This is a genomic window from Pseudomonas sp. P9_31 (assembly GCF_034008235.1).
Lineage (GTDB): Bacteria > Pseudomonadota > Gammaproteobacteria > Pseudomonadales > Pseudomonadaceae > Aquipseudomonas.
In genome coordinates this window covers 1,039,071-1,062,051 of the sequence record NZ_CP125375.1, presented here as the reverse complement: position 1 = coordinate 1,062,051, position 22,981 = coordinate 1,039,071, and the positions used below count along the sequence as shown (strand labels likewise).

At 59.7% G+C, this 22,981-nt stretch carries 17 protein-coding genes, 1 tRNA gene and 3 pseudogenes; 10 read left to right on the top strand and 11 right to left on the bottom strand.

What is annotated here, in order from left to right; translation table 11 throughout:
- Positions 1 to 68: 68 nt before the first annotated feature.
- Complete coding sequence (locus QMK51_RS04895) at positions 69 to 494, top strand: hypothetical protein (protein WP_258699085.1); 426 nt, start codon at positions 69 to 71, stop codon at positions 492 to 494.
- A 187-nt stretch (positions 495 to 681) separates the two neighbouring features.
- On the opposite strand, the gene QMK51_RS04890 is transcribed toward QMK51_RS04895, so the two are convergent.
- Together QMK51_RS04890 and QMK51_RS04885 are read right to left on the bottom strand one after the other, a co-directional pair.
- On the bottom strand, positions 682 to 915 hold the full coding sequence (locus QMK51_RS04890; protein WP_320393311.1) for a hypothetical protein: 234 nt from the start codon (positions 913 to 915) through the stop codon (positions 682 to 684).
- A 167-nt stretch (positions 916 to 1,082) separates the two neighbouring features.
- Positions 1,083 to 2,300, bottom strand: a complete 1,218-nt coding sequence (locus QMK51_RS04885; protein WP_320393310.1) for an MFS transporter — start codon at positions 2,298 to 2,300, stop codon at positions 1,083 to 1,085.
- A 321-nt stretch (positions 2,301 to 2,621) separates the two neighbouring features.
- On the opposite strand from QMK51_RS04885, the gene QMK51_RS04880 reads away from it, so the two are divergent.
- From QMK51_RS04880 to ggt, 3 genes are all read left to right on the top strand, one after another.
- Positions 2,622 to 4,679, top strand: coding sequence for a methyl-accepting chemotaxis protein (locus tag QMK51_RS04880; protein ID WP_320393309.1), 2,058 nt, complete (start codon positions 2,622 to 2,624; stop codon positions 4,677 to 4,679).
- Between the two features lie 116 nt (positions 4,680 to 4,795).
- Positions 4,796 to 4,872: transfer RNA gene (locus QMK51_RS04875), tRNA-Met, on the top strand.
- A gap of 151 nt (positions 4,873 to 5,023) precedes the next feature.
- Positions 5,024 to 6,868 carry a gamma-glutamyltransferase gene (gene ggt, locus QMK51_RS04870; RefSeq protein ID WP_320393308.1) on the top strand — a complete coding sequence of 615 codons (1,845 nt, stop codon included), beginning with the start codon at positions 5,024 to 5,026 and terminating at the stop codon, positions 6,866 to 6,868.
- A gap of 120 nt (positions 6,869 to 6,988) precedes the next feature.
- On the opposite strand, the pseudogene QMK51_RS28900 reads toward ggt, so the two are convergent.
- The 3 genes and pseudogenes from QMK51_RS28900 to QMK51_RS04860 form a co-directional block, all read right to left on the bottom strand.
- Positions 6,989 to 7,423, bottom strand: a pseudogene (locus QMK51_RS28900) (methyl-accepting chemotaxis protein); the annotation flags it as partial.
- Between the two features lie 105 nt (positions 7,424 to 7,528).
- A pseudogene (locus QMK51_RS28895) lies at positions 7,529 to 8,215 on the bottom strand (PAS domain-containing protein); the annotation flags it as partial.
- A gap of 208 nt (positions 8,216 to 8,423) precedes the next feature.
- Complete coding sequence (locus QMK51_RS04860; protein WP_320393307.1) at positions 8,424 to 9,737, bottom strand: MFS transporter; 1,314 nt, start codon at positions 9,735 to 9,737, stop codon at positions 8,424 to 8,426.
- A 90-nt stretch (positions 9,738 to 9,827) separates the two neighbouring features.
- On the opposite strand from QMK51_RS04860, the pseudogene QMK51_RS04855 reads away from it, so the two are divergent.
- Together QMK51_RS04855 and QMK51_RS04850 are read left to right on the top strand one after the other, a co-directional pair.
- Positions 9,828 to 10,184 (top strand): annotated as a pseudogene (locus tag QMK51_RS04855) (TIGR00366 family protein); the annotation flags it as partial.
- Between the two features lie 220 nt (positions 10,185 to 10,404).
- On the top strand, positions 10,405 to 11,577 hold the full coding sequence (locus QMK51_RS04850) for a hypothetical protein (protein WP_320393306.1): 1,173 nt from the start codon (positions 10,405 to 10,407) through the stop codon (positions 11,575 to 11,577).
- 129 nt (positions 11,578 to 11,706) lie between these two features.
- Here the strand turns inward: QMK51_RS04850 and can are convergent, their stop codons facing one another.
- Positions 11,707 to 12,351, bottom strand: coding sequence for a carbonate dehydratase (gene can, locus QMK51_RS04845; RefSeq protein ID WP_320393305.1), 645 nt, complete (start codon positions 12,349 to 12,351; stop codon positions 11,707 to 11,709).
- A gap of 168 nt (positions 12,352 to 12,519) precedes the next feature.
- On the opposite strand from can, the gene QMK51_RS04840 reads away from it, so the two are divergent.
- Positions 12,520 to 12,906, top strand: a complete 387-nt coding sequence (locus QMK51_RS04840) for a serine kinase/phosphatase (RefSeq protein ID WP_320393304.1) — start codon at positions 12,520 to 12,522, stop codon at positions 12,904 to 12,906.
- 116 nt (positions 12,907 to 13,022) lie between these two features.
- Here QMK51_RS04840 and rimI read toward each other — a convergent pair whose 3' ends face one another.
- Positions 13,023 to 13,475, bottom strand: coding sequence for a ribosomal protein S18-alanine N-acetyltransferase (rimI, locus tag QMK51_RS04835; protein WP_258699075.1), 453 nt, complete (start codon positions 13,473 to 13,475; stop codon positions 13,023 to 13,025).
- Positions 13,468 to 14,214 (bottom strand): energy transducer TonB, encoded by a 747-nt coding sequence (locus QMK51_RS04830; protein ID WP_258700657.1) that lies wholly within the window; start codon positions 14,212 to 14,214, stop codon positions 13,468 to 13,470. The genes rimI and QMK51_RS04830 overlap by 8 nt, the downstream gene beginning before the upstream one ends.
- Positions 14,215 to 14,420: 206 nt before the next feature.
- Here QMK51_RS04830 and mksB point away from each other — a divergent pair, with 206 nt between their 5' ends.
- The 3 genes from mksB to mksF are packed head-to-tail and all read left to right on the top strand — an operon-like array spanning position 14,421 to position 19,223.
- Entirely contained in the window at positions 14,421 to 15,695 is a 1,275-nt protein-coding gene (gene mksB, locus QMK51_RS04825) for an Mks condensin complex protein MksB (protein ID WP_258699074.1), read from the top strand.
- Positions 15,685 to 16,386 (top strand): Mks condensin complex protein MksE, encoded by a 702-nt coding sequence (gene mksE, locus QMK51_RS04820; RefSeq protein ID WP_258699073.1) that lies wholly within the window; start codon positions 15,685 to 15,687, stop codon positions 16,384 to 16,386. The genes mksB and mksE overlap by 11 nt, the downstream gene beginning before the upstream one ends.
- A complete protein-coding gene (gene mksF / locus QMK51_RS04815; RefSeq protein ID WP_320393303.1) occupies positions 16,383 to 19,223 on the top strand; it encodes an Mks condensin complex protein MksF in 2,841 nt (946 codons plus the stop codon). Before mksE ends, mksF begins: the two co-directional genes overlap by 4 nt.
- 98 nt (positions 19,224 to 19,321) lie before the next feature.
- Here mksF and QMK51_RS04810 read toward each other — a convergent pair whose 3' ends face one another.
- From QMK51_RS04810 to QMK51_RS04800, 3 genes are read right to left on the bottom strand one after another with little or no spacing between them, the layout of a single operon-like run.
- Positions 19,322 to 21,625: an intermembrane transport protein PqiB gene (locus QMK51_RS04810; protein ID WP_320393302.1), complete on the bottom strand. Its 2,304-nt coding sequence runs from the start codon at positions 21,623 to 21,625 to the stop codon at positions 19,322 to 19,324.
- On the bottom strand, positions 21,618 to 22,241 hold the full coding sequence (locus QMK51_RS04805) for a paraquat-inducible protein A (RefSeq protein WP_258699070.1): 624 nt from the start codon (positions 22,239 to 22,241) through the stop codon (positions 21,618 to 21,620). Before QMK51_RS04805 ends, QMK51_RS04810 begins: the two co-directional genes overlap by 8 nt.
- Entirely contained in the window at positions 22,228 to 22,887 is a 660-nt protein-coding gene (locus tag QMK51_RS04800) for a paraquat-inducible protein A (RefSeq protein WP_320393301.1), read from the bottom strand. The genes QMK51_RS04805 and QMK51_RS04800 overlap by 14 nt, the downstream gene beginning before the upstream one ends.
- Between the last annotated feature and the right edge of the window lie 94 nt (positions 22,888 to 22,981).

The following is a 22,981-nucleotide window of genomic DNA, read 5'->3' as shown; positions in this document are numbered from 1 at the left end:
TGCGCCTGAACTGTATTGCCCCACCCATCACGTGCCATCGCGCACAGTTTTATCTAAAGGAGAAATACATGAAGAAATTAGCCGTGGCACTCCCGATTTGTATTTTATTTTTGTCAGGATGCAGTAATCCAATTAGGGATGGCATCAACAATCTTCGCACTTCGGTGAGAAACGGGTTTCAGGAAATGAAAGTCGAAGTAAGCCCGGCAGTATCTAGTGTGGCCACCCTGGATCAGGTGAAACTGGAAGCGAGTCTGGACGACAGGTTCGATCTGAATGGTTATGTGACGTACTCAAAATCATGCAAAATGTTTTTAACCATGGGTGTGCGGTTCTATAGTGCGGACGGTTCGTCCCTTGGAAATAGCACGGCCATGTCGAAAGCTTATCAGGCAGGAGACCGCTCAAAATTCAAAGCGTCATTCAAACAAATCGCAAAAGATAGAGACGAGTTGATCAGCAAAGTCGTCATTGACGATTTGAAGTGCATTTGATGCGATGAATTAACCAAGCATGGAAAAGCCCGCGTGTATTGATACAGGCGGGCTTTTCCTATTTACGAGAGCGCTCACGAGCGAAAAGGACATCCGGCATATCAAAAGCGGTTGCTGCAAACGCTGGTCGTACCGGCCTCCCTTCGTCATCCAGCCCAGTGAAACCGGTGTGCCACTACCGTTATTGTCATACTCGGTACTTACTCCGATTGAAGAACATCGAAGACCCCGCCCCCACTACCGCGATTGCAAAGATCCCGACATCGATGCCGACAATGTAGGGCGGCAGCACAAACATCACACCAAAGCCCAAACCGACCAGAGCAATACCCAGCCATTTCCTGAGTACGTAGCGCCTTACGCAAATGTACAGCAGCATCATCCCCACGCAGGCCAACGCATACTGACTGTAGAGATTCATGGGCCTATGTTCCTTGAGACTTGATGATCATGGAAGACACCGAGCGCTGCGGTCCGATGCCCGCCGCTGACTTGAGCGTCCAGACTGACGATGATATCGCCAGCGTGACAGGTCAGCAGCTTGTTCTTCACCAACTCTCGGCCAAAATAGCCTGCCGCAGGTCCCGGTCAGACTTTTTTGGTCCGTGGCAGGAAGATCGCCAAGACCCCAAGCAGCGGCAAGAACGAACACAGGAAGTACACGTACTCAATACCGTGAATATCCGCCAAATACCCAAGCAACGCCGCGCCAATCCCGCCGAAACCGAACATCAGACCGAAGAACACCCCGGCAATCATTCCGACATTCCCCGGCACCAGTTCTTGCGCATACACCACAATGGCCGAGAACGCCGAGGCAAGGATGAAACCAATCACCACGCTCAGGATACTGGTCCAGAACAGGTCGACATGAGGCAGGATCAGGGTGAACGGTGCGACGCCGAGGATTGAGAACCAGATCACCGCCTTGCGCCCGATCTTGTCGCCGATCGGCCCGCCGAAGAAGGTCCCCGCCGCTACCGCACCTAGAAACAGGAACAGATGCAGCTGCGAGCTGGCCACCGACAGGTCGAATTTCTCGATCAGGTAGAACGTGAAGTAACTGGTGAAACTGGCCATGTAGAAATACTTGGAGAACACCAGCAACCCGAGCACCACCAGTGCGCTGATCACCCGGCCTTTCGACAAGCCGTGAGTCGCTGCATGACCTTGTTTGAGCTTGAACAGATTCAAGTGATTGGCGTACCAGCGGCTGATCCGGTACAGCACGAATAACGCAAACAGCGCGAACAATCCGAACCAGGCCACATGGCCCTGCCCGTAGGGAATGATGATCGTCGCCGCCAGCAACGGCCCGAAGGCCGAGCCCGCATTACCGCCGACCTGAAATGTCGACTGCGCCAAGCCAAAGCGCCCACCCGAGGCCAGTCGCGCCACGCGAGAAGCTTCCGGGTGAAAGGTCGACGAGCCGATACCGATCAACCCCGCCGCCAGCAAAATCATCGCAAAGCTACCGACCACAGACATCATCAGAATGCCGACCAATGTGCAGACGGTACCGGCCGGCAATAGCCAGGGTTTGGGATAGCGATCAGTGTGGTAGCCGACCCACGGTTGCAACAGCGAGGCCGTCAGTTGAAAGGTCAGGGTGATCAGGCCGACCTGAGTGAAGCTCAGGCCATAGTTGGCCTTGAGCATCGGATAGATCGACGGCAGCACCGCCTGAATCAGGTCGTTGATCAGATGCGCCAGTGCCACCGCGCCGATGATGCGCATGACCAGCGGACTGTTTTGTGAAGTAGTGGGCGCCGATGTCGAGGCGGACGGAGCGTTACTGATAGCCATGAGAGTTTCCGTACTGCGGATGGGTGCACACTGGCAGTGTCGGTCAATGTGCCATTTTTCGGTGCAACAGCGCCATCCCCTTAGCCTGCTAACGACCTCAAAAAAGGTGATAGCCCAACGCCATGGTCTGAATCTTGCCTTGCTTATCTGCTTCAACGCGGCCCCTTATAAAGGGGACCGAGAATGGGAAGTTTCGCTACAGAGTCGGCCTACAGAGCGGACCAAGGTGAACTTTCGAGGCCTTTTAGAAGGACACAAGTCGCGGTCTCAATGACCTCGACGCACGCCAATGGTGCGTGGTGTCCAGAGGAGTCATGGGGCATGCAGGCTTTTTTATCACCGGGGATCGGGCTGCTGGGGCGTTTCGGCTTCGCGCGAAAATTTCAGTTGCTGTTTCTACTGTTTATCCTGCCACTCGCTGGCAGCCTGTGGATGATCGGGCAAGACTATCGTGACAAGTTGAGCCTGATCTCCGGCGAACGTGCCGGGGTTCGTCAATTGCTCGCCCTGGATGCGCTCGACAACCTGCTCGCCGCCCAGCGTGACCGCGCCGCGCGCTGGCGCGCCACCGAAACCAATCGCCAGCCGACACCCGCAACCATCGCGGCGATGGCAGCGTTCGACACGGTTCAGCCGGCTGTGGCCCAAGCCACCACGGACTTGGGCAATGCCCTGAAAACCGAAGGCGCCGAGGGCGAAACCCTTGCCCGCTATCAAACCCTGCAAACCGCCCTCACCGGCCTGGACTCGAAAAGCCTGAGCAGCGTCGGTTGGTGGCCGGACGGTTACGATCGCTTCACCAATGCCTTGAGCGCTCTGCAAGCCTTGCGCGAACAAATCGCGATGGATAATCGCCTGACCCTGGCACCATGGCTGGAAACCTGGCTGCTGACGCAGATTTCAACCCAGCATGCACCGGACCTGATCGAACGGGTCGGCCGCCTCGCCGCAGTCGGCCAGGCATCGGTGGTGTCCGGGCAGTTCACCCTGCAAAGCCGTCTGCAACTGCGGGACTTGCGCAGCCGCATCGGCGATGCCCGGGAGCAGCTGGTGAAAACCGCCAGCCTGCTGGAAGCACGCCTGCCCAGCGCCTTGCAAACCTGGGCCGGGCAATACCACGACAGCCTCAAACATCTGGATGCCGGTTTGAAGGTGCTGGACGACGGCGTCTTCGGCGGCAGCATCAACCTTAAACCGGAGGACTTCGAACGCAGCCTCGATGCCCTGCTCGGCAACCTCGCCTCGATGCGTCAGCAATCGTTGGTTTCGCTGGATCAACGGCTGGATTATTACCACGGCTCGGCCATCCGCCAGTTCATCGTGGTGGCGATAATTTTTGGCTGCCTGCTGCTGGCCGCGTTGTACCTGTTCATCTGTTTACAGGCCTCGATCCGTCGCAGCGCCAGCGGCATCACGCTGTTGGCCGAAGCATTGCGCGACGGCAACCTGAGCCTGCAAGTACCAGTGCAGGGCCGCGACGAACTGGCAGCGATCAGCACCGCGCTTAACGTCGCCGTGGTGCAACTGCGCAACAGTTTGCTGGGGGTCGATCACGAAACCCTGCAGCTGAGTAACGCGGTACGCACCCTCAACGATCACTCCAGCGGCGCCCTCGGCGAAGTCGAGGCCCAGCAGTTGCAGATCAGCCAGATCGCCGCAGCGGCCACGCAATTGGCCGCGACCTCCCAAGGGGTCGCCCAGAGTTGCGAACAGGCGTCTGGCAGCGCTCAGCACACCCAGCGCATCGCCGCCGACAGCAGCCGCGACAGCCAACGCACGACGGCGAGTATTCAGCAGCTCAATCAGCGTTTGAACGACACTGCAGCAGCATTGGGTCGGGTCAGCGAACAAGGCCAGCAGATTCAATTGGTGGTCGATACGATTCGCGGCGTCGCCGAGCAGACCAATCTGCTGGCCCTCAACGCCGCCATCGAGGCCGCACGGGCCGGCGAGCAAGGTCGCGGCTTTGCGGTGGTGGCCGATGAAGTACGCAGCCTGTCGCAACGCACCCAGTCCTCCACCGCGCAGATCGCCGGCACCGTCGACAGCCTGCGCAGCACCGTGAACGAAGCGGTAAGCCTGATGGAAGCCGCCTGCGGCCAGGCACAATCGGATGCGCAAGCCGTCACCGGTCTCGGTGAACGCCTGGGGGAAATCGCCAGCGCGGTGCAGAGCGTCACCGACACCCTGGCGCAAATTGCCACCGCTGTCGAAGAGCAAGCGAGTACCGCCGATGAAGTCAGCGGCAACATCCAGCAAGTCGATCAGGCCGCTTTACGCCTGCTTGAAGGCGCACGGGCAGTGAACCTGGCGGCAGACACCTTGAGCCAGGGCAGTAAGGCCTTGAGTGCGAATACCGGAAGATTTCAGCTCAGTTGACGCCCTCCCCTGGCCCGATTTTTCGGGCCAGGGGGATAAGCGGTTGAAAGTGTGGAGAAATATTTTAGATTTACGCTTGACGCATCTTCGTTACAGGTGAATAATGCGCGCCACTTGGCTACATAGCTCAGTTGGTTAGAGCATAGCATTCATAATGCTGGGGTCCGGGGTTCAAGTCCCTGTGTAGCCACCAAGTACTAAAAACGGCTTACCGAAAGGTAGGCCGTTTTTTTATGCCTCGAAAAAAGTGGCATTCGTTTCAGGACGGCAGACGTGATTTGCGTCCCTCCCCCTCAGGCCGATAAAGTCCCCGGACCTTTTATCCCACGGACGGAGTGCCCCGCGTGTTCTCAACCTTGCGCTTGAGCCGCTATTGCCTATCAGCCCTTTCGCTGATTGCCACCGCTTTAACCCTCGCCGCGTGTAATGCCCCACCCTCTTCGCCTTCGGTCTCGACCCTGCCGGTCGCGCCGGAAATCGCCGCCGGTTATCGCACCGACCTGCAAACCCGGTACGCCTCCAAACACATGGCCGCAGCCGCCAATCCGCTGGCAGCTGAAGCCGGGCGGGAGATGTTGCGTGCGGGAGGCTCGGCGATTGACGCAGCCATTGCCATGCAAGCGGTGTTGACGCTGGTCGAACCGCAATCATCGGGTATCGGTGGCGGCGCGTTGATCGTGCTGTGGGATGGCAAGGCTGTGCGCACTTACGACGGTCGCGAAACCGCTCCGGCCGGCGCCAACGAGAAACTGTTCCTGCAAGCCGACGGCACACCGATGCCGTTCACCCAGGCGCAGATCGGCGGGCGCTCAGTGGGCACGCCGGGCGTGTTGCGGGCACTGGAGCTGGCCCATCGCAAGCACGGTCGCCTGCCGTGGGCGAAGCTGTTCGAACCGGCCATCAAACTCGCGGAACAAGGCTTCGCCATCTCGCCACGACTGCATCAGTTGATCGCGACCGACGTGTTTATCCAGCGCTCACCGGACATGGCCGCCTACTTTCTGACTGCCGATGGCCACCCGAAAGCCGTCGGTACGCAGCTGAAAAACCCGGCACTCGCCGCGGTGTTCAAACGCATCGCCAAGGAAGGCCCCGACGCGCTGTACACAGGGCCGATCGCAAAAGAAATCGTCGCCAAGGTTCAAGGCCATACCAACCCCGGCAGCCTGTCGCTGAACGATCTCCAGGACTACAAGGCCAAGGAACGCGCGCCGCTGTGCACCGACTACAAACGCTGGCAAGTTTGCGGCATGCCGCCGCCGTCATCGGGGGGGATCGCCGTGGCGCAGATCCTTGGCACCTTGCAGGCCCTGGAAACTCGCGACCCACGCTTTGCCCTGGCGCCACTCAAACCGGTCAAGACCAGCAAACCGGCGGGCATAGAGCCAGCCCCTGAAGCCGTGCACCTGATCGCCGAAGCCGAGCGCCTGGCTTACGCCGATCGCGCGCAGTACGTCGCTGACACCGACTTCGTACCCGTGCCAGTCAGAGGGTTGGTCGACCCGACTTATCTGGCGACCCGCGCAACCTTGATTGGCGAGCGCAGCATGGGCCAGGCCAAACCCGGCACCCCGCCGGGCATTCAGGTCGCCTACGCGCCGGACCGCTCGCCGCTGCGCATCTCCACCTCGCAGGTGGTGGCGGTCGATGACGAGGGCGGCGCCGTGTCCATGACCACCACCGTGGAAGCGGCATTTGGCTCACACTTGATGGTCCAGGGTTTTCTGCTCAACAACCAGATGACCGACTTCTCGTTCATCCCCGAAGAGCACGGGCAAAAGGTCGCCAACCGCGTCGAACCGGGTAAACGCCCGCGCTCGTCCATGGCGCCAACGCTGATCCTCGACCGCCAGAGCGGCGAGTTCGTGGCCACTGTCGGCTCGCCCGGCGGCTCGCAGATCATCGAGTACGTGGCCAAATCCACCATTGGCCTGCTCGACTGGAACCTGGACCCACAAGCCGCCATCAACCTGCCCAACTTCGGCAGCCGCAACGGCCCGACAGAACTGGAACTGGGGCAGTTCAGCCCGGCGCTGATTCAGGCACTGAAAGACAAAGGGCACAGTGTGAACGAGATCGACATGACCAGCGGGACTCAGGCGGTTGTTCGGGTCAAGGATGCGCAGGGGAAAGCGGCGTTGGCCGGCGGGGCCGATCCACGGCGAGAGGGGGAAGCGTTGGGGGATTGAGTCGTACGCAGGAATGAGGAAAGGCTTACCGGGAAATTCAGGCCATCCCCGGAAAACATGAGGCCTGGTTTGAAGCAGGTAGCCCCTTTTTGAGGGCTACCCACGCCTGAATGGAGGACATCAAGTCGATAATTGGTTGGCAAACTGCCCGACCGCGTTCACCACTTTTTGCGCCCCGTCCTGGATTTCGACGATCACCGTCCCCGCTTCTGCCGCCAGCGCCAAACCCTGTTCCGCCTGGAGTTTACCGTCGGTCATCAGTGCCACGGCGTTGCGCGCCATGTCCTGGTTCTGGCGTACGACGCCGACAATTTCATCGGTCGCCTGGCTGGTGCGCGAGGCCAGTTGCCGGACTTCGTCAGCCACCACGGCAAAACCCCGCCCCTGTTCACCAGCGCGAGCCGCTTCGATGGCCGCGTTGAGCGCCAGCAGGTTGGTCTGTTCGGCGATGCCGCTGATGGTTTTGACGATGGTGCCGATCACCAGCGATTGCTCGTTCAGCGCTTCGATGCCTTCGCCGGCGGTTTGCATGTGTTTGGCCAAATCACGCATCACGTCCACGGCCTGGGTCACCACGGCAGTACCGCGCTGTGCACTCTGGTCGGTTTGCTGAGAAGTGCCGTAGGCGATGTTGGCCGCTTCGGAGACAGCGCGCTCCTGATTCACCTGATCGGTAATCACCGTGGCAAATTTCACCACTTTGTAAAGCTTGTTGTTGGCGTCGACCACCGGGTTGTAGGAAGCCTCCAGCCAGACCACACGACCGTGGCTGTCGACGCGCTTGAAGCGGTCAGCCACAAACTCGCCGGCGTTCAGGCGGCGCCAGAAGTCCTGATACTCGGCGCTGTTGTATTCCTCTGGTGCGCAGAAGATGCGGTGATGTTTGCCCTGGATCTGCGCCAGGCTGTACCCCATGCCGTTGAGGAACCGCTCGTTGGCCATCAGCACGTTGCCATTGAGGTCGAACTCGATCACCGCCGTCGAGCGCACCAGTGCGCCAATCAGGTTCTCATGCTCACGGGACGCCTCGATGGTACGGGTCAGGTCGCTGGCAAAAATCGAAAATTGTTTGATCTGGCCGTCCGACGAGCGCACCGGCTGCATGATCGAACGCAGCCAGGCTTCAGCACCGTTACCGCGCAGCAAACGTACCGCACCGGCAAAGTGCTCGCCACGGTTCAGCGCGGCCTTGAAACGGTGGTGGAACTCGTCCGACCTCACATGGACCGGGACGATGTCTTCAATATTCCGGCCGATCAGGTCGTTGCTTTTGTAGAGCATCTCGCCGATGAAGTTTTGGTTGGCCGATTGAATTCGCCCATCGGGATCGAGGGTCAGGACCAGCATCTCACTTTCCAGACTCTCCTTGACTTGCAAAAGGCTGGAGAGTTCTTCGCGAAGAGCCGACAGCTCCTGCTTCAAGCGTTTGTTGAACATGGGAAAGCACCGATGGCAGAGATAGAAAGCGGTATACAGCCTAGCCATCGGCCTTGGGGATATTTTCTGAAGAGTGTTTCAGGACTGTCCTACAAAAATAGTGGCAGTACGAATACCCTCATACCGCGCGAGCCACTGAACAGCGTCCAATTCGCGGCATCCGCGCGCCGAAATATGCCGCGCTGCCGATGCCCACCGCCCCCATCGCCGCGCAGAAGATCACGCAAATCCACGGACTCCACGGCATCAGACCGATCAGCAACAGCGGCGTGATACTGGCCCAGGCGGCGTAGGCAATATTGTAGGTGAAGGAAATCCCCGAAACGCGAATCCGCGCCGGAAACAGGCTGACCATCACCGACGGCACGGCGCCCACGACCCCGCAACCGAGGCCGGCCACCGCATAGGCCAGACCGGCCCACTGGCTTTCAATGATCAGGCTGCTGTAGAGCACGCCGATGCCCAGAGGCAGCAGCAGGCTATACAGCATCACCGTGCGCCAGGCGCCGATGCGGTCGACCAACAGCCCGGCGAGCACGCAGCCGATGTTCAGAAAGACGATGCCCAAGGCACTCAGGGCGAAGGTGTGGCTGGCGGTCATGCCGAAGGTTTTCTGCATCATGGTCGGGGTGATGACCACGAACACCACCACCGCCGAGGTCAACACGCAGGTGAGGATCATCGCCGGCACCATCGCCAGGCGGTGCTCACGCAGGACCGTACGCAGCGGCAGTTCGACAGCCGCCTCGCGCTGGGCCTGCATCGCCATGAACACCGGGGTTTCGCTGAGCCAGCGGCGCAGCCAGACACTGATAACGCCAAACACGCCGCCCAGCAGAAACGGGTAACGCCAGGCGTAATCGAGGACTTCCGTGGGGGTGAACGCCTGTGTCAGGAAAGTCGCCGTCAAAGCGCCGATCAGGTAGCCGAAGGTCAGCCCGGCCTGCAGAAAACCGAGGGCATAACCGCGATGCCCGACCGGCGCGTGTTCGGCGACGAACACCCAGGCGCTGGGCACTTCACCGCCCACCGCCGCGCCTTGCAGGACCCTCAGGGCCAACAGCAACAGCGGTGCGAAATAGCCGATCTGGGCATAGGTCGGCATGATCCCGATCAGCAGACACGGCAACGCCATCATCAGGATGCTCAGGCTGAACACCTTCTTGCGCCCCAACCGGTCGGCGAAATGTGCCATCAGAATCCCGCCCAACGGGCGCGCCAGGTAGCCGGTGACGAAGATCCCGAAGCTTTGCAGCAGGCGCAGCCACTCGGGCATTTCCGGCGGGAAGAACAGTTGGCTGAGGGTCAGCGCGAAAAATACGAAAATGATGAAGTCGTAGATTTCCAGCGCACCGCCCAGAGCTGCAAGCCCCAGGGTCTTGTAGTCCGAGCGGGTGAAGGGCGCCGGGCGCGCATCAGTGTTGGCAGTCATGGAAAAGAACTCTGGCAGGCAAAAAACCAAGGCGCCCATGGTCTACGCAAATGCGCGTGTGGACAACCCGTTAGACCATAGTCCCAAGCGCAAATCGCGTCCCACGACACCTACGCCCTGCTGATGGGGGTGTACTCGGCCATCCTCGGTTTCTTCATCCCGTCCGGCGGCGGCAAATGGATTATTGAAGCGCCGTACGTCATGCAAGTGGCCAATGACCTGAACTACCATCTGGGCTGGGCCGTGCAGATTTACAACGCCGCCGAAGCCCTGCCGAACCTGATCAACCCGTTCTACATGCTGCCGCTACTGGGCGTGCTCGGGTTGAAGGCCCGGGACCTGATCGGATTTTCGTTCGTGCAATTGCTGGTGCATGCGCCACTGGTGCTGTTTCTGCTGTGGGCGCTGGGGACGACGCTTACGTATATGGCGCCGGTAATGCCTTAAACAGACCTTCAAATCACCACAAATCCAGTGTGGAAGCGGGCTTGCTCGCGAAAGCGGTCTTCCAGTCGATAGAGATGTCGCCTGATACTCCGCTTTCGCGAGCAAGCCCGCACACACATTACTGACGATCTTTTCACGTGGGTACTAGACCGCTCGACACAAGTAGTTTCAGTATGTACTCGCCCCGCCTCCGAGGGCTCACGCTGAAAAGGATCTGAGCATGTTCAAACTCGCAGGACTCACTCTCGCCGCACTCACCCTGAGTGCCGCCGCCCACGCCGATGTCGATCTGAATCTGGGCAGTACCGAACGCGTCACCCGGCTGTTCGCCTACCCCAACAACTGCAACGTCATCTGCTTTCGTAACTGGACACTGGAGCAGACCGTCGAGCATTACTTGACCCAAAGCGTACAACGCGATGGCTACAAAGCCGCAAAAGTGGTGGTCAAAACCGACAACAAGCAGCTCTACGCCACTATCAGCGGTGTGCCCAAAGGCTACGACAAGCCACTGACCGCATTGCTCAAGGCAGGGGATCTGGCTTACAACGGCGCCAGCAAACTGAGTGCCGATGGTAAATGGACTTATAACTGGTACCTGTTCCTGCCGCTGGGTATGGCGCTGGAAAACCGCAAAAGCGTCGAACTGCTGCACTTCCCGCCAGATTACTCACTGACCCAGGCCCAGGACTATCTGGAGTCCAAGACCACCGATCGCTGGGCCGCGCTGCTGACCGCCAACAACATTCCCGCCGACCAGACGCCGGCCTATCAGACCATCATCGACATCGCGCCGATTGCCGCGCCGTCCACCGCCGGCAAGGATCTGGAAGGCGTCTACAACTACTTCACGGACTACCAGACCACCATGGTCAAGGAAGTCAGCCAGAATGCCAAAGGCGCTGCATTGCCAATGGTCGCCTTTGGTTCACCGGTGCGTAACTGGATCAAGCAACAATACGGGCAGACCGTGGACGTGCTGGGCCTGGCAACCATCATCCCGAGCAAGGGCGTGGCGGTACCCGTACTGGGTTCCAACCACCCGAGCTACATCTGGTACGCCGCCGACCCCGAAGCCTATAACGGCGACGATGCGCAGGCCAAGGCCGACGCCGCGGGGCTGAAAGTCATGGGGCAGGATTTGAGCGCCGCGTGCTGGCAGGCCGGGATGGGCAGCAAACCCGGCAGCAACCCAGCCGATCAGCTGAAGCGCTGTACTCAAACCTGGCAAGTGACCCAGAAAGAAAAAACCTGCGAGCTGTTCTACATCTCGATCCGCAACCTGACGCCTGAACAAGCGGTGGCCAAGTGCGCAACAGCGCCGGTCAAATCTGAGCTGAAACAACTGCAGGCCCCGTCCCTTGTGACCTCCGCCGCTGCCCCGCACCAGTAAAACGATGAAAGCCTTTCCCGCATGAGCCACGGCTCATGCGGGATTGCTGCCCTGTGCGACTTACCACGTATCAGCCGTATTTGCCGGACGCATCGGCGGCGCCTCTGCTGAACAGAAGCCCGAGCGGCTTTACAACGCCTCGACCGGACGCAAACGGTACTGCGGCGGCAACTGTTCGAAACCGCTGATGGTGGCGTTCAGGCTTTTCCAGCGACCGTCCTTGATGCCGTAGATGCAACCGTGGATCGACAGGCTCTGCCCACGGTGCCAGGCGTTTTGCACAATGCTGGTGTGACCGACGTTGGCGACCTGCTGAATCACGTTGAGTTCGCAGAGGCGGTCGACCCGTTCTTCTTCAGTGGCCAACTTGGCCAGTTCGTCGCGTTTTTCATAATAGAGATCGCGAATCGAGCGCAGCCAACCGTCGATCAAGCCCAACTGACGATCCTGCATCGATGCACGTACACCACCGCAACCGTAGTGGCCGGTGACGAGGATGTGTTTGACCTTGAGTACATCGACTGCGTACTGAATGACCGACAGGCAGTTGAGGTCAGTGTGCAACACCACGTTGGCCACGTTGCGGTGGACAAACAGGTCGCCCGGCAGCATGCCAACAATCTCGTTGGCCGGCACGCGAGCGTCGGAGCAGCCGATCCACAGGAATTCCGGTGTTTGCTGACGGGCCAGTTTGGCGAAAAAGTCAGGATCTTCTTTGGTGATCGCGTCAGCCCAGCGTTCGTTGTTATCAATCAGATCTTGTAAGTCGTTCATGCAATGAAGCCTCGAGAATGATGCGCTTCTTTGACAGACAACCGTCTGTCGGGGTCACGCGCGCGATGTAGATACCCCCTGATGCATTTGCCCGGCGCTCCATACCGGTGGAATTCTCAGCAGCCCAGTGGGTCAACTGTAGTAAGGCCTACAGTATGAGGAATTACCATGACTGATTCACGACGTCCGGTCGATCCGGTGCAACCCAAGGCCATCGACGACGACGAGGACCGCTCGGTGCGTGAGCTGGACTTCGACGAAGAAGAACCCGGCGCCAGAATCGGCGACCTGATCCCCGAACCCGAGCGTGCGCAGAAGATGCCCGACAAGCGCATCCGTGAAGCTGGCATGACCGGGGACAATGAATCCACCGACGATGACATGAGCCCGGAAACCCTCATTCGTGAAGACGGCGCACGGGATGCCCACGAAGAAGGTGAAGGCGGCCAGGCGGATTGGGATCTGAGCATTGTCGATGAGGACGACATCGGCGGGGGCAATGGGCTGGATGAAGCGGAGTTGGCGCAGCGCGATCCGTTAGACAGCAAGCGCTGATCTACAGGTCTGACCGGATGCCAAGGAGCCGCCGAAGGCTGCGATCTTTTGATCTTTGCGATGGCGCGCCTATGGAAGATCAAAAGATCGCAGCCTTCGGCAGCTCCTACTGGGGATCAATCAACCAAAGTGCAGGCCATGACCACCGCATCTTCCCGTCCACCCACCGCTGGGTAGTAATCCCGTCGACGCCCGACCTCATTGAACCCATACCGCTCATACAACCGAAACGCCGCCCGGTTGCTGTCGCGCACTTCCAGAAAACATTCACGCGCCTGCGCCTTGTAGGCAATCGACATCAAATGCTCCAGCAGCGTCAAACCCAGGCCACGGCCCTGGTTTTCCGGTTTGACGGTGATGTTCAGCAGATGCGCCTCGTCAAGAATGATCTGCACCACACCGTGGCCGACCTGCTGCTGCCCTTCGAACATCAGCCAGATCTGGTACTTGCCCAGGCCATCGAGAAAAATCCCGCGGGTCCAGGGATGGCTGTAGGCCGCATATTCGATTTTCAGTACAGCGTCCAGGTCCGCCTCGGTCATCGGGCGGAACGATACAGCGTCACTCATTCGATTCTTTCCAACGCGCCATCAGCCGACGCATGGCTTGCCAGACATCAGCCTTACGCTGTGGCTCTTCCATTAATAATTCCAGACCCGGCAAGGCCCAGACCGAGCCCAGGCCTTCGACCTGGAGTTCACGGTTGAAGGATTCGGCGTTCGCCTCACCGGCAAAACGCACCGCCGGCAGGCCGATCAGCCACAGGCAGACGCACGGAGCGTCTTCCAGTCGGGCCGACAGAAAGCCCTGTACGAAATCCCGAGCCGCTTCCGGCCCCTGATCCATGGTCCCGCGCGTCAGCAGCGGCCAGCGCACCGGCTCGCCGACGATCTGCGGGCTGTCCGGCAGACCGGCGGCGCGCAGCATGTCCTTGAGCAATAGATAGGCCGGATCGCGGGTCTGGAAGGTTTCGCCTGTGGGTAACTCCACCAGTAACAGGCAACGACCGGCGCGCAGCAATTGCAGGGCGAAACGCGGTGGCGGAACCTGAGGAGCCTTGGCGATAACCGGCGCTTCTTCGGCTTCCTCCACCACTTTGGCCCCGGTGCGCGTGCTCGACAATGATGGACGCGGCACCTCGATTTTCACCCGCTCGGCCGGTTTGACCGCAGGTTCCACTGACGCATCAGCCACGGGAGCCGGCGCAACCGGGGCGATGACCAACGGTTCAGGCATCTCCAGGAGCTCGGGCCGCGACGGCGCAGCAAAGGGCAATTCGGTGCGCGGCAGCCAGTTGACCACCTGCATGGCGGCCAAATAAGCGCGGCGACGGGACTCGATAAGCAAAGGTCGGCCACTTGTGGATAACTAAAGTGCGGTGATTCTACCGCCCTTCGCTCAAGATCGCCCGCGCTTGATCGATAGAAAACCAACAGTCCGTCCCGAGAGTGAATCGACACGGCTGCGATGCAGTACAATCGCGGCTTTTAATCGCCAACCAGCCGGCCATTCCGATGATCGAACCCAAGCGCGTCTTGCGCGCCCTCGCTGAACACTGGGCACTTCTGGAGCCACTGTGCGAGCACTTCGACCAAGGCACCCTGAGCCTCAACGAACTGCGTTCACAGTTGGCCGCCCAGCAACTGGACAGTACACCGCAGGACATCACCAGCCTGCTGGACGTGTGGATCCGCCTCGACATTCTGGTACCCGTGGCGAAAAGCCCGAACCGTTTCGAGCTCAACGCGCAGATTCACGACTTCCTCGCTTACCTGCGTCGTGAGCACCGTCTGGGCTTGTGCCTGGAAATCGAAGCCTACCTGCGCCACCTCGAGCGCCTGGCCGGTTACATCCAGGACGCCTTTGACATTCGCGACGGCAACGACCTGGCACGTCAGCTGCGCCTGCTCGACATGCGCGTGCGCGACGTTCTGAAGAAACTCGCCAACGACGAACAGGCCCTGGTGGCCGTCGCCGAGCGGGCCAAGACCAGTGACCGGCAGATTCCGCTGCGTCAGCGCTACGCTGAAGTGCTCGCGACCTGGGACGAATACGTCGAACCGATGATCCAGTTGGTGAACGCCGACGGCGCCTTCGAACAAGGCGTGCGCAAGGTCGAAAACGTCCTGCTGAAGATGCTCACCGAACAGCAGCGTCTCGGCCACTTGGTCGACGACGACATGCTGCTGCGCACCCACGCACGAATCCTCGAAATGCAGACCAGCGCCCAGCTGACCTTGCGTCATGCCCGTGAACTGCTGCTGCCGCTGCGCGAAGAAGCGCGTCGGCACAACGCTGTGACCCGTGGCGCGGCGCTCGCGCTGTCGGCCATTCGTCGAAAAGGCATCGATGCGGTGCCGCAAGCCGCAATGCCGCTGTTCACTCGTCCGCAAAGCACCTTCCTCGGCAGCGCCAGTCAGGTCGAAGCCTATGTGTACGCTCTGGCCCGTTTCGAGCCAAAACCGGCGCGTTTTCCCAAGGCTCACAAGACCCAGAAAGGCGAAGCCCCGCGCGCACCACGCACGGTTCGGGAAATGCTCGAGCGCTGCGAAGACGCCCTGCCGATGCCAGACCTGATGACCTGGCTGCTGGAGCAGGAGCCGGACGGCGCCACCGACGAATTGCTGTACTGGTTCTCGCGCCTGTCGCGGGAAAAACGCTTCAAGCGCGAGCGTCTGGAACGCCGCGATTACCACACTCATGAGCACCAGGTCAGCCTGCGCTCCTTCGCCCTGCTCTCGGCCCGCGACACCGCCGAGGATTCTGCGAGCACCCCACATGCATCTTGATCTAAACGAACTGTCCCAGCTGGCGCCGATCTTTCGCGAGCTGTTCAAGGGCTACCACGTCAGCCGCCGCGATCCGGAGCTGTACGCGCAACTGTCTAACTTCCAGGACCAGTACCGCACGCTGTTCAAGGCGTTGGGCTTTGAGCTGGTCTGCGACACACGTGGTTTCTACTACTTCGTGCCGGACCTCGCTGCTGCGGCAGTGAACAAGACCGCGCAACGTCTGGCGCTGTTCACCTTCATTCTCGTCGAGCATCTGGCCGATCAGGGCCGCGACCCGGTCGCCGTGCTGGATGGGGGCAGCCTCGGCCGCGATGAATTGCCATCGCTGCTGGAGAAATACCGCGACCTGTTTATCCAGGCCGAAGTGCAGACCGTCGAAGAACTCGAAGAAAAAATCATGCGCCGCATGACCCAGCTCGGATTCGCCAGCGAAGAGACCGGCATCTACCGTTTCCTGCCGCCGATGCACCGTTTCCTCGACGTGTGCCTGTCGGTTCAGCAGGACCGCGATCTGGCGGCCAGCCTGCACAGCGTGTTGCCTCTGCCGGTTCCAGTGTTGATCGACGACGATAGCGACGAAAAATTACTGCAAACCGATGATCCGCTCGACTTGAGTGACTTCGAGGAAGAAAGCGAAGAAGACGCCATGGCCCGCGCCATTGCCGAAGAACAGGAGACCGACGCATGAGCAAGGAACGCTACGGCATTCGCCGCTTTGCCCTTTTGAACACCGCCGGTTACAGCCTCGGCCTGTTCCCGCTGGAAGAGCCGCTGTCGGTTTACGGCGCGAACAACCTCGGTAAATCCGCCTCGATCAACGCCTTGCAGTTCCCGATTCTGGCGCGCATGTCGGACATGAGTTTCGGCAAGTACAGCCTGGAGCAATCCCGGCGTTTCTACTTCGCCTCGGACACCAGTTACATCCTGGTCGAAGTTTCCCTGCCCCACGGCCCGCACGTGATCGGCGTGGTCGGCCGCGGCCCGGGCGGCGGTTTCGGTCACCAGTTCTTTGCCTACGCCGGCAAGCTCGACCTGGCCCATTACCAGAAAAACGACACCTGCCTGCGTCAGAAAGAACTGTTCACCAACCTTGAACGCGAAGGCCTGAAAGCCTACGAACTCAAGCCGGATGAACTGCGTCGTTTGCTGGTGGGCGGCCACACCTCGATTCCGCTGGACCTGACGCTGATCCCGCTGCGCTCCACCAGCGAGCAGAGCCTGAAGACCTTCCGCGCCCTGTTCATCAACTTGCTGCACATGCGCGAAATCACCGCGGCCAAGCTCAAGCAGCTGTTTCTCGATGCCTTCGAACACAGCCTGCGTTCCGGCAGTGTCGATTACATCGCCGCGTGCGAAGAAGCCTTCCGCGATGTTCGCCGCATGGAGCAGGATTACAACTCGCTGGTCACCGCTGGCCCACTGGTTGAAGCACTGGCCGCTGGCGTGGCCCAGCGCAATATCCTGCGCGGCAAACTGCACCGGATCTCGCCGCTTCTCGACTCCTTGCTTGGCACCTGGTCGGATTACGCCAGTGCGCGCAAGGAAGAACTGACGGTTCAGGCCGAGCACTACCGCAACGAGCAGGACGCCCTGCAAAACGATCAACGCGGCGGTACTCAGGAGCTGATGCGTCTGGAGCGAGAAATCACCGGCATCCAGCGCTGGCTCGGCGAGTTGTCGGTGCTCAAGCATCGCTTCGCCCTGGTCGATGACGTCAAAGTCCTCGAGCAGCAACTGCTCGCGGCCAAGGACGCGCACGACGAACTGGCCGGTGCGCTGGCCCAGTCACGGCAGTTCTCTGCCGAAGACCTGGAAGAGCGTCTGCGGGATCTGGAAAAACGCCTGAAGTCGGTCAAGCAACAACTCGATCACGCCGACAACAACAGCTACGCCCGTCTGCGCGAAGAGTTCTCGCAGCAAGACGTCGAGCGCCTGATGCGGCTGTTCAACAGCGCGCTGTTCAGCCTGCCACTGGGCGAGCACGGCATCGCGCTGGATGAGGACGGCCAGTGGGTCAAATCCATGGAGCTGATCCTCGATGGCTTCAAAGGCGAGCGCTTCGAAGTGCCGGGCCTGTCCATCGACATCTCGCACATTGAGCCTCCAGCGCTGCAAGCCCTGGCTGACCGTGCGGCATTGCGCGATCAGAAAGAGCGTCTGGACAAAGAGCTCAAACAACTGAAAACCCAGCAAGCTGTTGCCGCGGATCGCGCAGCCAGCAAGACCCAGACCGAAGCGCTGTACCAGCAAGTGCTGGATGCGCAGAAAGCCTTGGAAGATTTCCGCCGCGCGCAAACCCTGAGCGCCGAAGAAGGCGACAAGCTTGAGCAACTGGCGCAGATGGAAGCGGCTCAGGACGAATTGAAGCGTTCCAGCGATGCCTTCACCGAACGCGTCCAGCAACTGTCGGCCAAGCTGCAACTGGTCGGCCGGCAGATCGGCGACATGGAAGCCAAGCAACGCACCCTCGACGACGCCCTGCGCCGCCGTCAGCTGCTGCCGGCCGACCTGCCCTTCGGCACGCCGTTCATGGACCCGGTCGACGATTCCATGGACAACCTGCTGCCGCTGCTCAACGACTATCAGGACAGCTGGCAAGGTTTGCTGCGCAGCGACGGGCAAATCGAAGCGCTCTACGCGCAGGTTCGCCTCAAAGGTGTGGCCAAGTTCGACAGCGAAGACGATATGGAACGTCGCCTGCAACTGCTGATCAACGCGTATGCACACCGCACCGACGAAGCCCTGACCCTCGGCAAGGCGCGCCGTGCGGCTGTGACCGACATCGCCCGGACCCTGCGCAACATCCGCAGCGACTACGACAGCCTCGAGCATCAACTGGCGCTGTTCAACCGTGAGATCAACAAGCGTCAGGTCTCCAACCTGCAGAGCTTCCGTATCGTGCTCGCGCCGAACAAGGAAGCGCTCAAGCACATTGACCAGATCATCCACAGCGCCGGCCAATACGAAGAAGGCGAAACCCTCTCCGTCTTCGACCTGAGTCAAAGCGCCGATCAGGACAACAAAAACGAAGAAGCCAAGGAATACCTGGCGCGGCTGGTGGCGGCCAACCACAACCAGCTCGGACTCAAGGACTTGTTCGAACTGGCGTTCGAGATCACCAAGGTCAACGGATCGCCGGTGATCCACACCGACATCGACGGCGCGGCGTCCAACGGCACCACCATGACCATCAAGGCGCTGACCAACATGTACTTGTTGCTGCACTTGATGGACCGCGACCAGGCCGGTCGCGTGCGCCTGCCGTACTACCTCGACGAGGCGGCGGACATCGACGAGAAGAACCAGGCAGCGCTGCTGGAAACCAGCCTGCAACTGGGCTTCGTGCCGATTCTGGCGAGTGTGAAACCGCAAGTCTGCGCCAGTGTCGCCATCGACCTGGAAGGTGGCAGCGGCCCGAATGGCATCTACATCGACGAGGCGGACTGGAAGTACATCCGTCGTCACGATGAAGTGAAGGCTACCGTTGTTGTACAAGCTGATGAGCCAGAGCTGGATGCGGTCTGACGCTTAAACTGAAGTCAACAAAAAGGCCGCGATCCAAATGGATCGCGGCCTTTTTTATGCAATGACTGAAGACTTTCTGTGAGTTTGAGGCCGATAAACTACTTGCCGATCGAGATCTTCGGCGCCCAAGTCAGCCATTCATCTTCGAACTTGTCGAACAACGGGAACGTTTGCTCGGGCCGCGCCGGAACACCCATGCGGTCGCCATCCGGTGTGGCAAAGGCGATGCCGCCCTGAATCAGCGTCTCCAGCGATTCGGTGCGTATGGTCGCGCCTTTGAACAAGCCGTAGTCAAAACCAAAACCACTGGTGTTCCAGAACCGCGTGCCGCTGCGCACCAGTGGCGCGTATTTGGGCTCGATCAGGATGTGCACCAACACTCGATCAGCCGTCTGGCCCAGTTCATAACCGGTCACCTTGCCTACCGTGATTTCGCGATAGGTGACGGGCACGCCGGTCTTCAGCGATCCCCGACGAGCAGCGCTCAACACCAGGCTCAAACCGGCCTCTTCCTTGGCGGTTTCCGGAGGATTGGTCAAAGCCACGAAGTTCTTTTGCGGGCCGAGGTTCTTCGGCGCTGGCTGCACTTCGATGTACTGCCCGGTCACCAGTGTCTCGAGGTTGGACGTCTTGATCAGACCCAATTCAGGTTTGACCACCCAGAACTGACTGCCCACCCGAGCGATACGCTCCGGCACTTCACTGATCCGCGCCGTCAGTAGCACTGATTGCAAGTCGTCACTGAGGTCGACGTCCTCGATCTTGCCAACGTCCAGGCCTTTGAATCGAATCGGTGTGCCCGTGCGAAGGCCATCGGCGCGATCAACCTTGATGGTCACCACGGCACCTTTCTGCGTCGCCTCGTCATGGTTGGCGAACAGCCGGAAACGTGGAATCCGCTTCTGCAACGGCGCTTTGGCTTCCGGGGTTTCGAAGGCAATGCCGCCAGCCATCAGGCTTTGCAACGACTCACTTTTGACCTGGATGCCGCCGGTCAGTCCACCCGTTAGCGTAATGCCGCTGGCATTCCAGAAACGCGTCGAGGCGTTGACCAGCCCTTCGTATTCCTTCTCGATGTGCACACCGATCACCAGCTGCTTTTTAGTACGGGAGAACTGGTAGCTCTGCACCGAACCCACCTTGACCTGCTTGTAGAGAATCGGACTGCCGACCTCCAGAGAACCGAGATTGTCGGTGAACAGCACCAGATGCAGGCCCGGCGAACGCAGATCCAGCGGCGGCGCCTTGGCCCGTGCTTCGAACTCGCGCTGTGGTGCGCCGCCCTTGTCGCCGGGGCGCACGGCGATGTAGTTACCTTTGACCAACGCTTCCAGACCGGTAATACCGGCGAGCGAAATCGACGGTTTGACCACCCAGAACTGCGTGCCGGTGACCAGGTACTCTTCGGCCAGCGGATCGAGGGTCAACTCGGCAGTCGCACTGGACAGGTTCGGGTCAATCTTGAGCGCTTTCAGATTGCCGACCTGGATACCTTTGTACATCACCGGCGTACGACCGGCCTGCAGGCCTTCGAAATCGCTGAGTTTGACCTTGACCCGAATACCGGCGGCGGCTGCATCGAAGTCTTCATAGAGACGGAACGGCAGGCTTGGATCGGTGGGCGGGCTGTCCTTGCGGTTTTCCGGTGTGGCAAACGCAATACCACCGGCGACGATGCTGGCGAGGGACTCGCTACGCACTTTCACACCGGACAGGTTGGCGTCGATACTGATGCCGCTGGCATTCCAGAAACGCGTGTGTTTACGCACCAGGCTGGCGTAGGTCGGCTCAATGAAGACTTTGAGTTCGACAGTGCTCTGGTCCGCGGACAGCAAGTAGCTTTTAATCTGACCGACCTGGATCTGCTTGTAGAACACCGGGCTGCCGCGATTCAGCGAGCCGAGACGATCGGCCTTGATGGTCAGGTGCAGACCGGGCTTGGCGTCCGACAGCGGTGGTTCTTGGGCCAAGGCCTTGAACTTGCGGGTCGGCTCGCCTTCCCCTGGGCTGACGGCCACATAGTTACCCGAGACGAGCGTCTCAAGGCCCGTGATACCGGCCAGGGTAACGCTCGGCTTGACCAGCCAGAAGCGCGTGCTGGTCTTGAGGTATTGCTCCACGTCCTTGTTCATCTCGACGGTGGCGATCACGCCTTTGGAGCTGCCTTCGTCATCGAGAGTGAGGGCTTTAACTTTACCGACTGACATACCTTTGTAGACGACTTCGGTCTTGTTGGCCTGAATGCCTTCACCACTTTCGAAGCGCACCTGAATCTCGATGCCTGTCTCGCTGTAGGCACGCCAGGCGAGCCAGCCGCCGATGAGCAAGGCGATCAGGGGCAACACCCAAATGGCAGACCAGTTCGAGGCTGGTCGGGTTTTCGCTTTAGGCAACTCAGTCATGGTCGTCGTCCGACTCCGTGTTATCCCAAATCAGTCGGGGATCGAAAGTTACTGCGGCAAGCATCGTCAGAATCACCACACTGGCGAAGGCGATGGCGCCAAGATTGGCTTCGACGCTGGCAAGCCGTCCGAAATTCACAACCGCCACCAGGATGGCGATCACAAAAATATCGAGCATCGACCAGCGGCCGATGAACTCGATAAAGCGGTACATCCAGATACGCTGGCGTGCCGAGAGTGGCTGGCGGCGCTGCACCGAAAACAGCAGCAACCCGATGCCCACCAGTTTGAACGTTGGTACCAGAATACTGGCGATAAAAACCACGGCTGCGATTGGAATCATGCCGTGCTGAACCAGTTGGATCACGCCGGACATGATGGTGCTCGGATCGCCCTGGCCCAGGGAGCTGACGGTCATGATCGGCAGCACATTGGCCGGGATATAAATAATCGCAGCCGTGACCAGCAGCGCCCAGGTACGCATCAGGCTGTTCGGACGGCGCGCGTGAACCAGCGCACCGCAGCGGGTGCAGACCTGCTCGTCGGTGTCGGCTTCCTGCTTATTCAACTCGTGGCATTCGCCACAAATCAGAATGCCCGCATCAATCGCCCGCATGGGCATCTTCTCCTGATAAAGCCTGCCAGATCTGATGCGGTGACATCACCACTTCCAGCCAGACCTGGACCAACAACAAACTGATAAAGCATGCCAGACCAAAACCTACGGTAATCGCCGCCATATCGGCCAACTTGACGATCGCAACCAGTACGCCCATGAGGTAAACCTCGAGCATCCCCCAGTCCCGTAGATGGTGATAAATGCGGTAGAGCAGCAAACCGTAACTGCGTCCGATATCGAAGCGGATACTCAGCAGCACGACCAATTGGCAGAGCAGCTTGAGCAGTGGAATCCCCATGCTGCAGAGAAATACCACTGCTGCTACGCCCTGCATACCGGTATCGAACAGGCCGACAACGCCGCTCCAGACAGTATCATTCGATGACTGCCCGAGTAGATGGAGCTGCATGATGGGTAAAAAGTTCGCGGGGATGTACAACAACAGTGCGGCAATGACCAGGGCGAGACTGCGCTGCACGACATTGTGCCGATGGGCATACAGTTCATAACCGCAGCGTGGACAAATGGCCTTCTCACCATGGGCGAGTTCAGGCTTGCGCATCAGCAAGTCGCACTCATGACACGCTACCAAACCGTCCAGCGGTAAATCTGACAGCCCAGGGGCGTCAACCGGATCTGGCATAAAGGCTCTGGCTCCAAAAAAGTTGGACCTATTCTAGTGTTCTGAGTCGAAAATAACTGTGCAATTTTGTATTGCCAGCGAAGTAGACTTTTTC

What these genes read in the sequence shown, in the direction of transcription:
- QMK51_RS04895 (WP_258699085.1), top strand. Translation starts at nt 69, where the DNA reads ATGAAGAAATTAGCCGTGGCACTCCCGATTTGTATTTTATTTTTGTCA.
- QMK51_RS04890 (WP_320393311.1), bottom strand. Translation starts at nt 915, where the DNA reads ATGAATCTCTACAGTCAGTATGCGTTGGCCTGCGTGGGGATGATGCTG.
- QMK51_RS04885 (WP_320393310.1), bottom strand. Translation starts at nt 2,300, where the DNA reads ATGGCTATCAGTAACGCTCCGTCCGCCTCGACATCGGCGCCCACTACT.
- QMK51_RS04880 (WP_320393309.1), top strand. Translation starts at nt 2,622, where the DNA reads ATGCAGGCTTTTTTATCACCGGGGATCGGGCTGCTGGGGCGTTTCGGC.
- QMK51_RS04860 (WP_320393307.1), bottom strand. Translation starts at nt 9,737, where the DNA reads ATGACTGCCAACACTGATGCGCGCCCGGCGCCCTTCACCCGCTCGGAC.
- QMK51_RS04850 (WP_320393306.1), top strand. Translation starts at nt 10,405, where the DNA reads ATGTTCAAACTCGCAGGACTCACTCTCGCCGCACTCACCCTGAGTGCC.
- can (WP_320393305.1), bottom strand. Translation starts at nt 12,351, where the DNA reads ATGAACGACTTACAAGATCTGATTGATAACAACGAACGCTGGGCTGAC.
- QMK51_RS04840 (WP_320393304.1), top strand. Translation starts at nt 12,520, where the DNA reads ATGACTGATTCACGACGTCCGGTCGATCCGGTGCAACCCAAGGCCATC.
- rimI (WP_258699075.1), bottom strand. Translation starts at nt 13,475, where the DNA reads ATGAGTGACGCTGTATCGTTCCGCCCGATGACCGAGGCGGACCTGGAC.
- QMK51_RS04830 (WP_258700657.1), bottom strand. Translation starts at nt 14,214, where the DNA reads ATGCAGGTGGTCAACTGGCTGCCGCGCACCGAATTGCCCTTTGCTGCG.
- mksB (WP_258699074.1), top strand. Translation starts at nt 14,421, where the DNA reads ATGATCGAACCCAAGCGCGTCTTGCGCGCCCTCGCTGAACACTGGGCA.
- mksE (WP_258699073.1), top strand. Translation starts at nt 15,685, where the DNA reads ATGCATCTTGATCTAAACGAACTGTCCCAGCTGGCGCCGATCTTTCGC.
- mksF (WP_320393303.1), top strand. Translation starts at nt 16,383, where the DNA reads ATGAGCAAGGAACGCTACGGCATTCGCCGCTTTGCCCTTTTGAACACC.
- QMK51_RS04810 (WP_320393302.1), bottom strand. Translation starts at nt 21,625, where the DNA reads ATGACTGAGTTGCCTAAAGCGAAAACCCGACCAGCCTCGAACTGGTCT.
- QMK51_RS04805 (WP_258699070.1), bottom strand. Translation starts at nt 22,241, where the DNA reads ATGCGGGCGATTGATGCGGGCATTCTGATTTGTGGCGAATGCCACGAG.
- QMK51_RS04800 (WP_320393301.1), bottom strand. Translation starts at nt 22,887, where the DNA reads ATGCCAGATCCGGTTGACGCCCCTGGGCTGTCAGATTTACCGCTGGAC.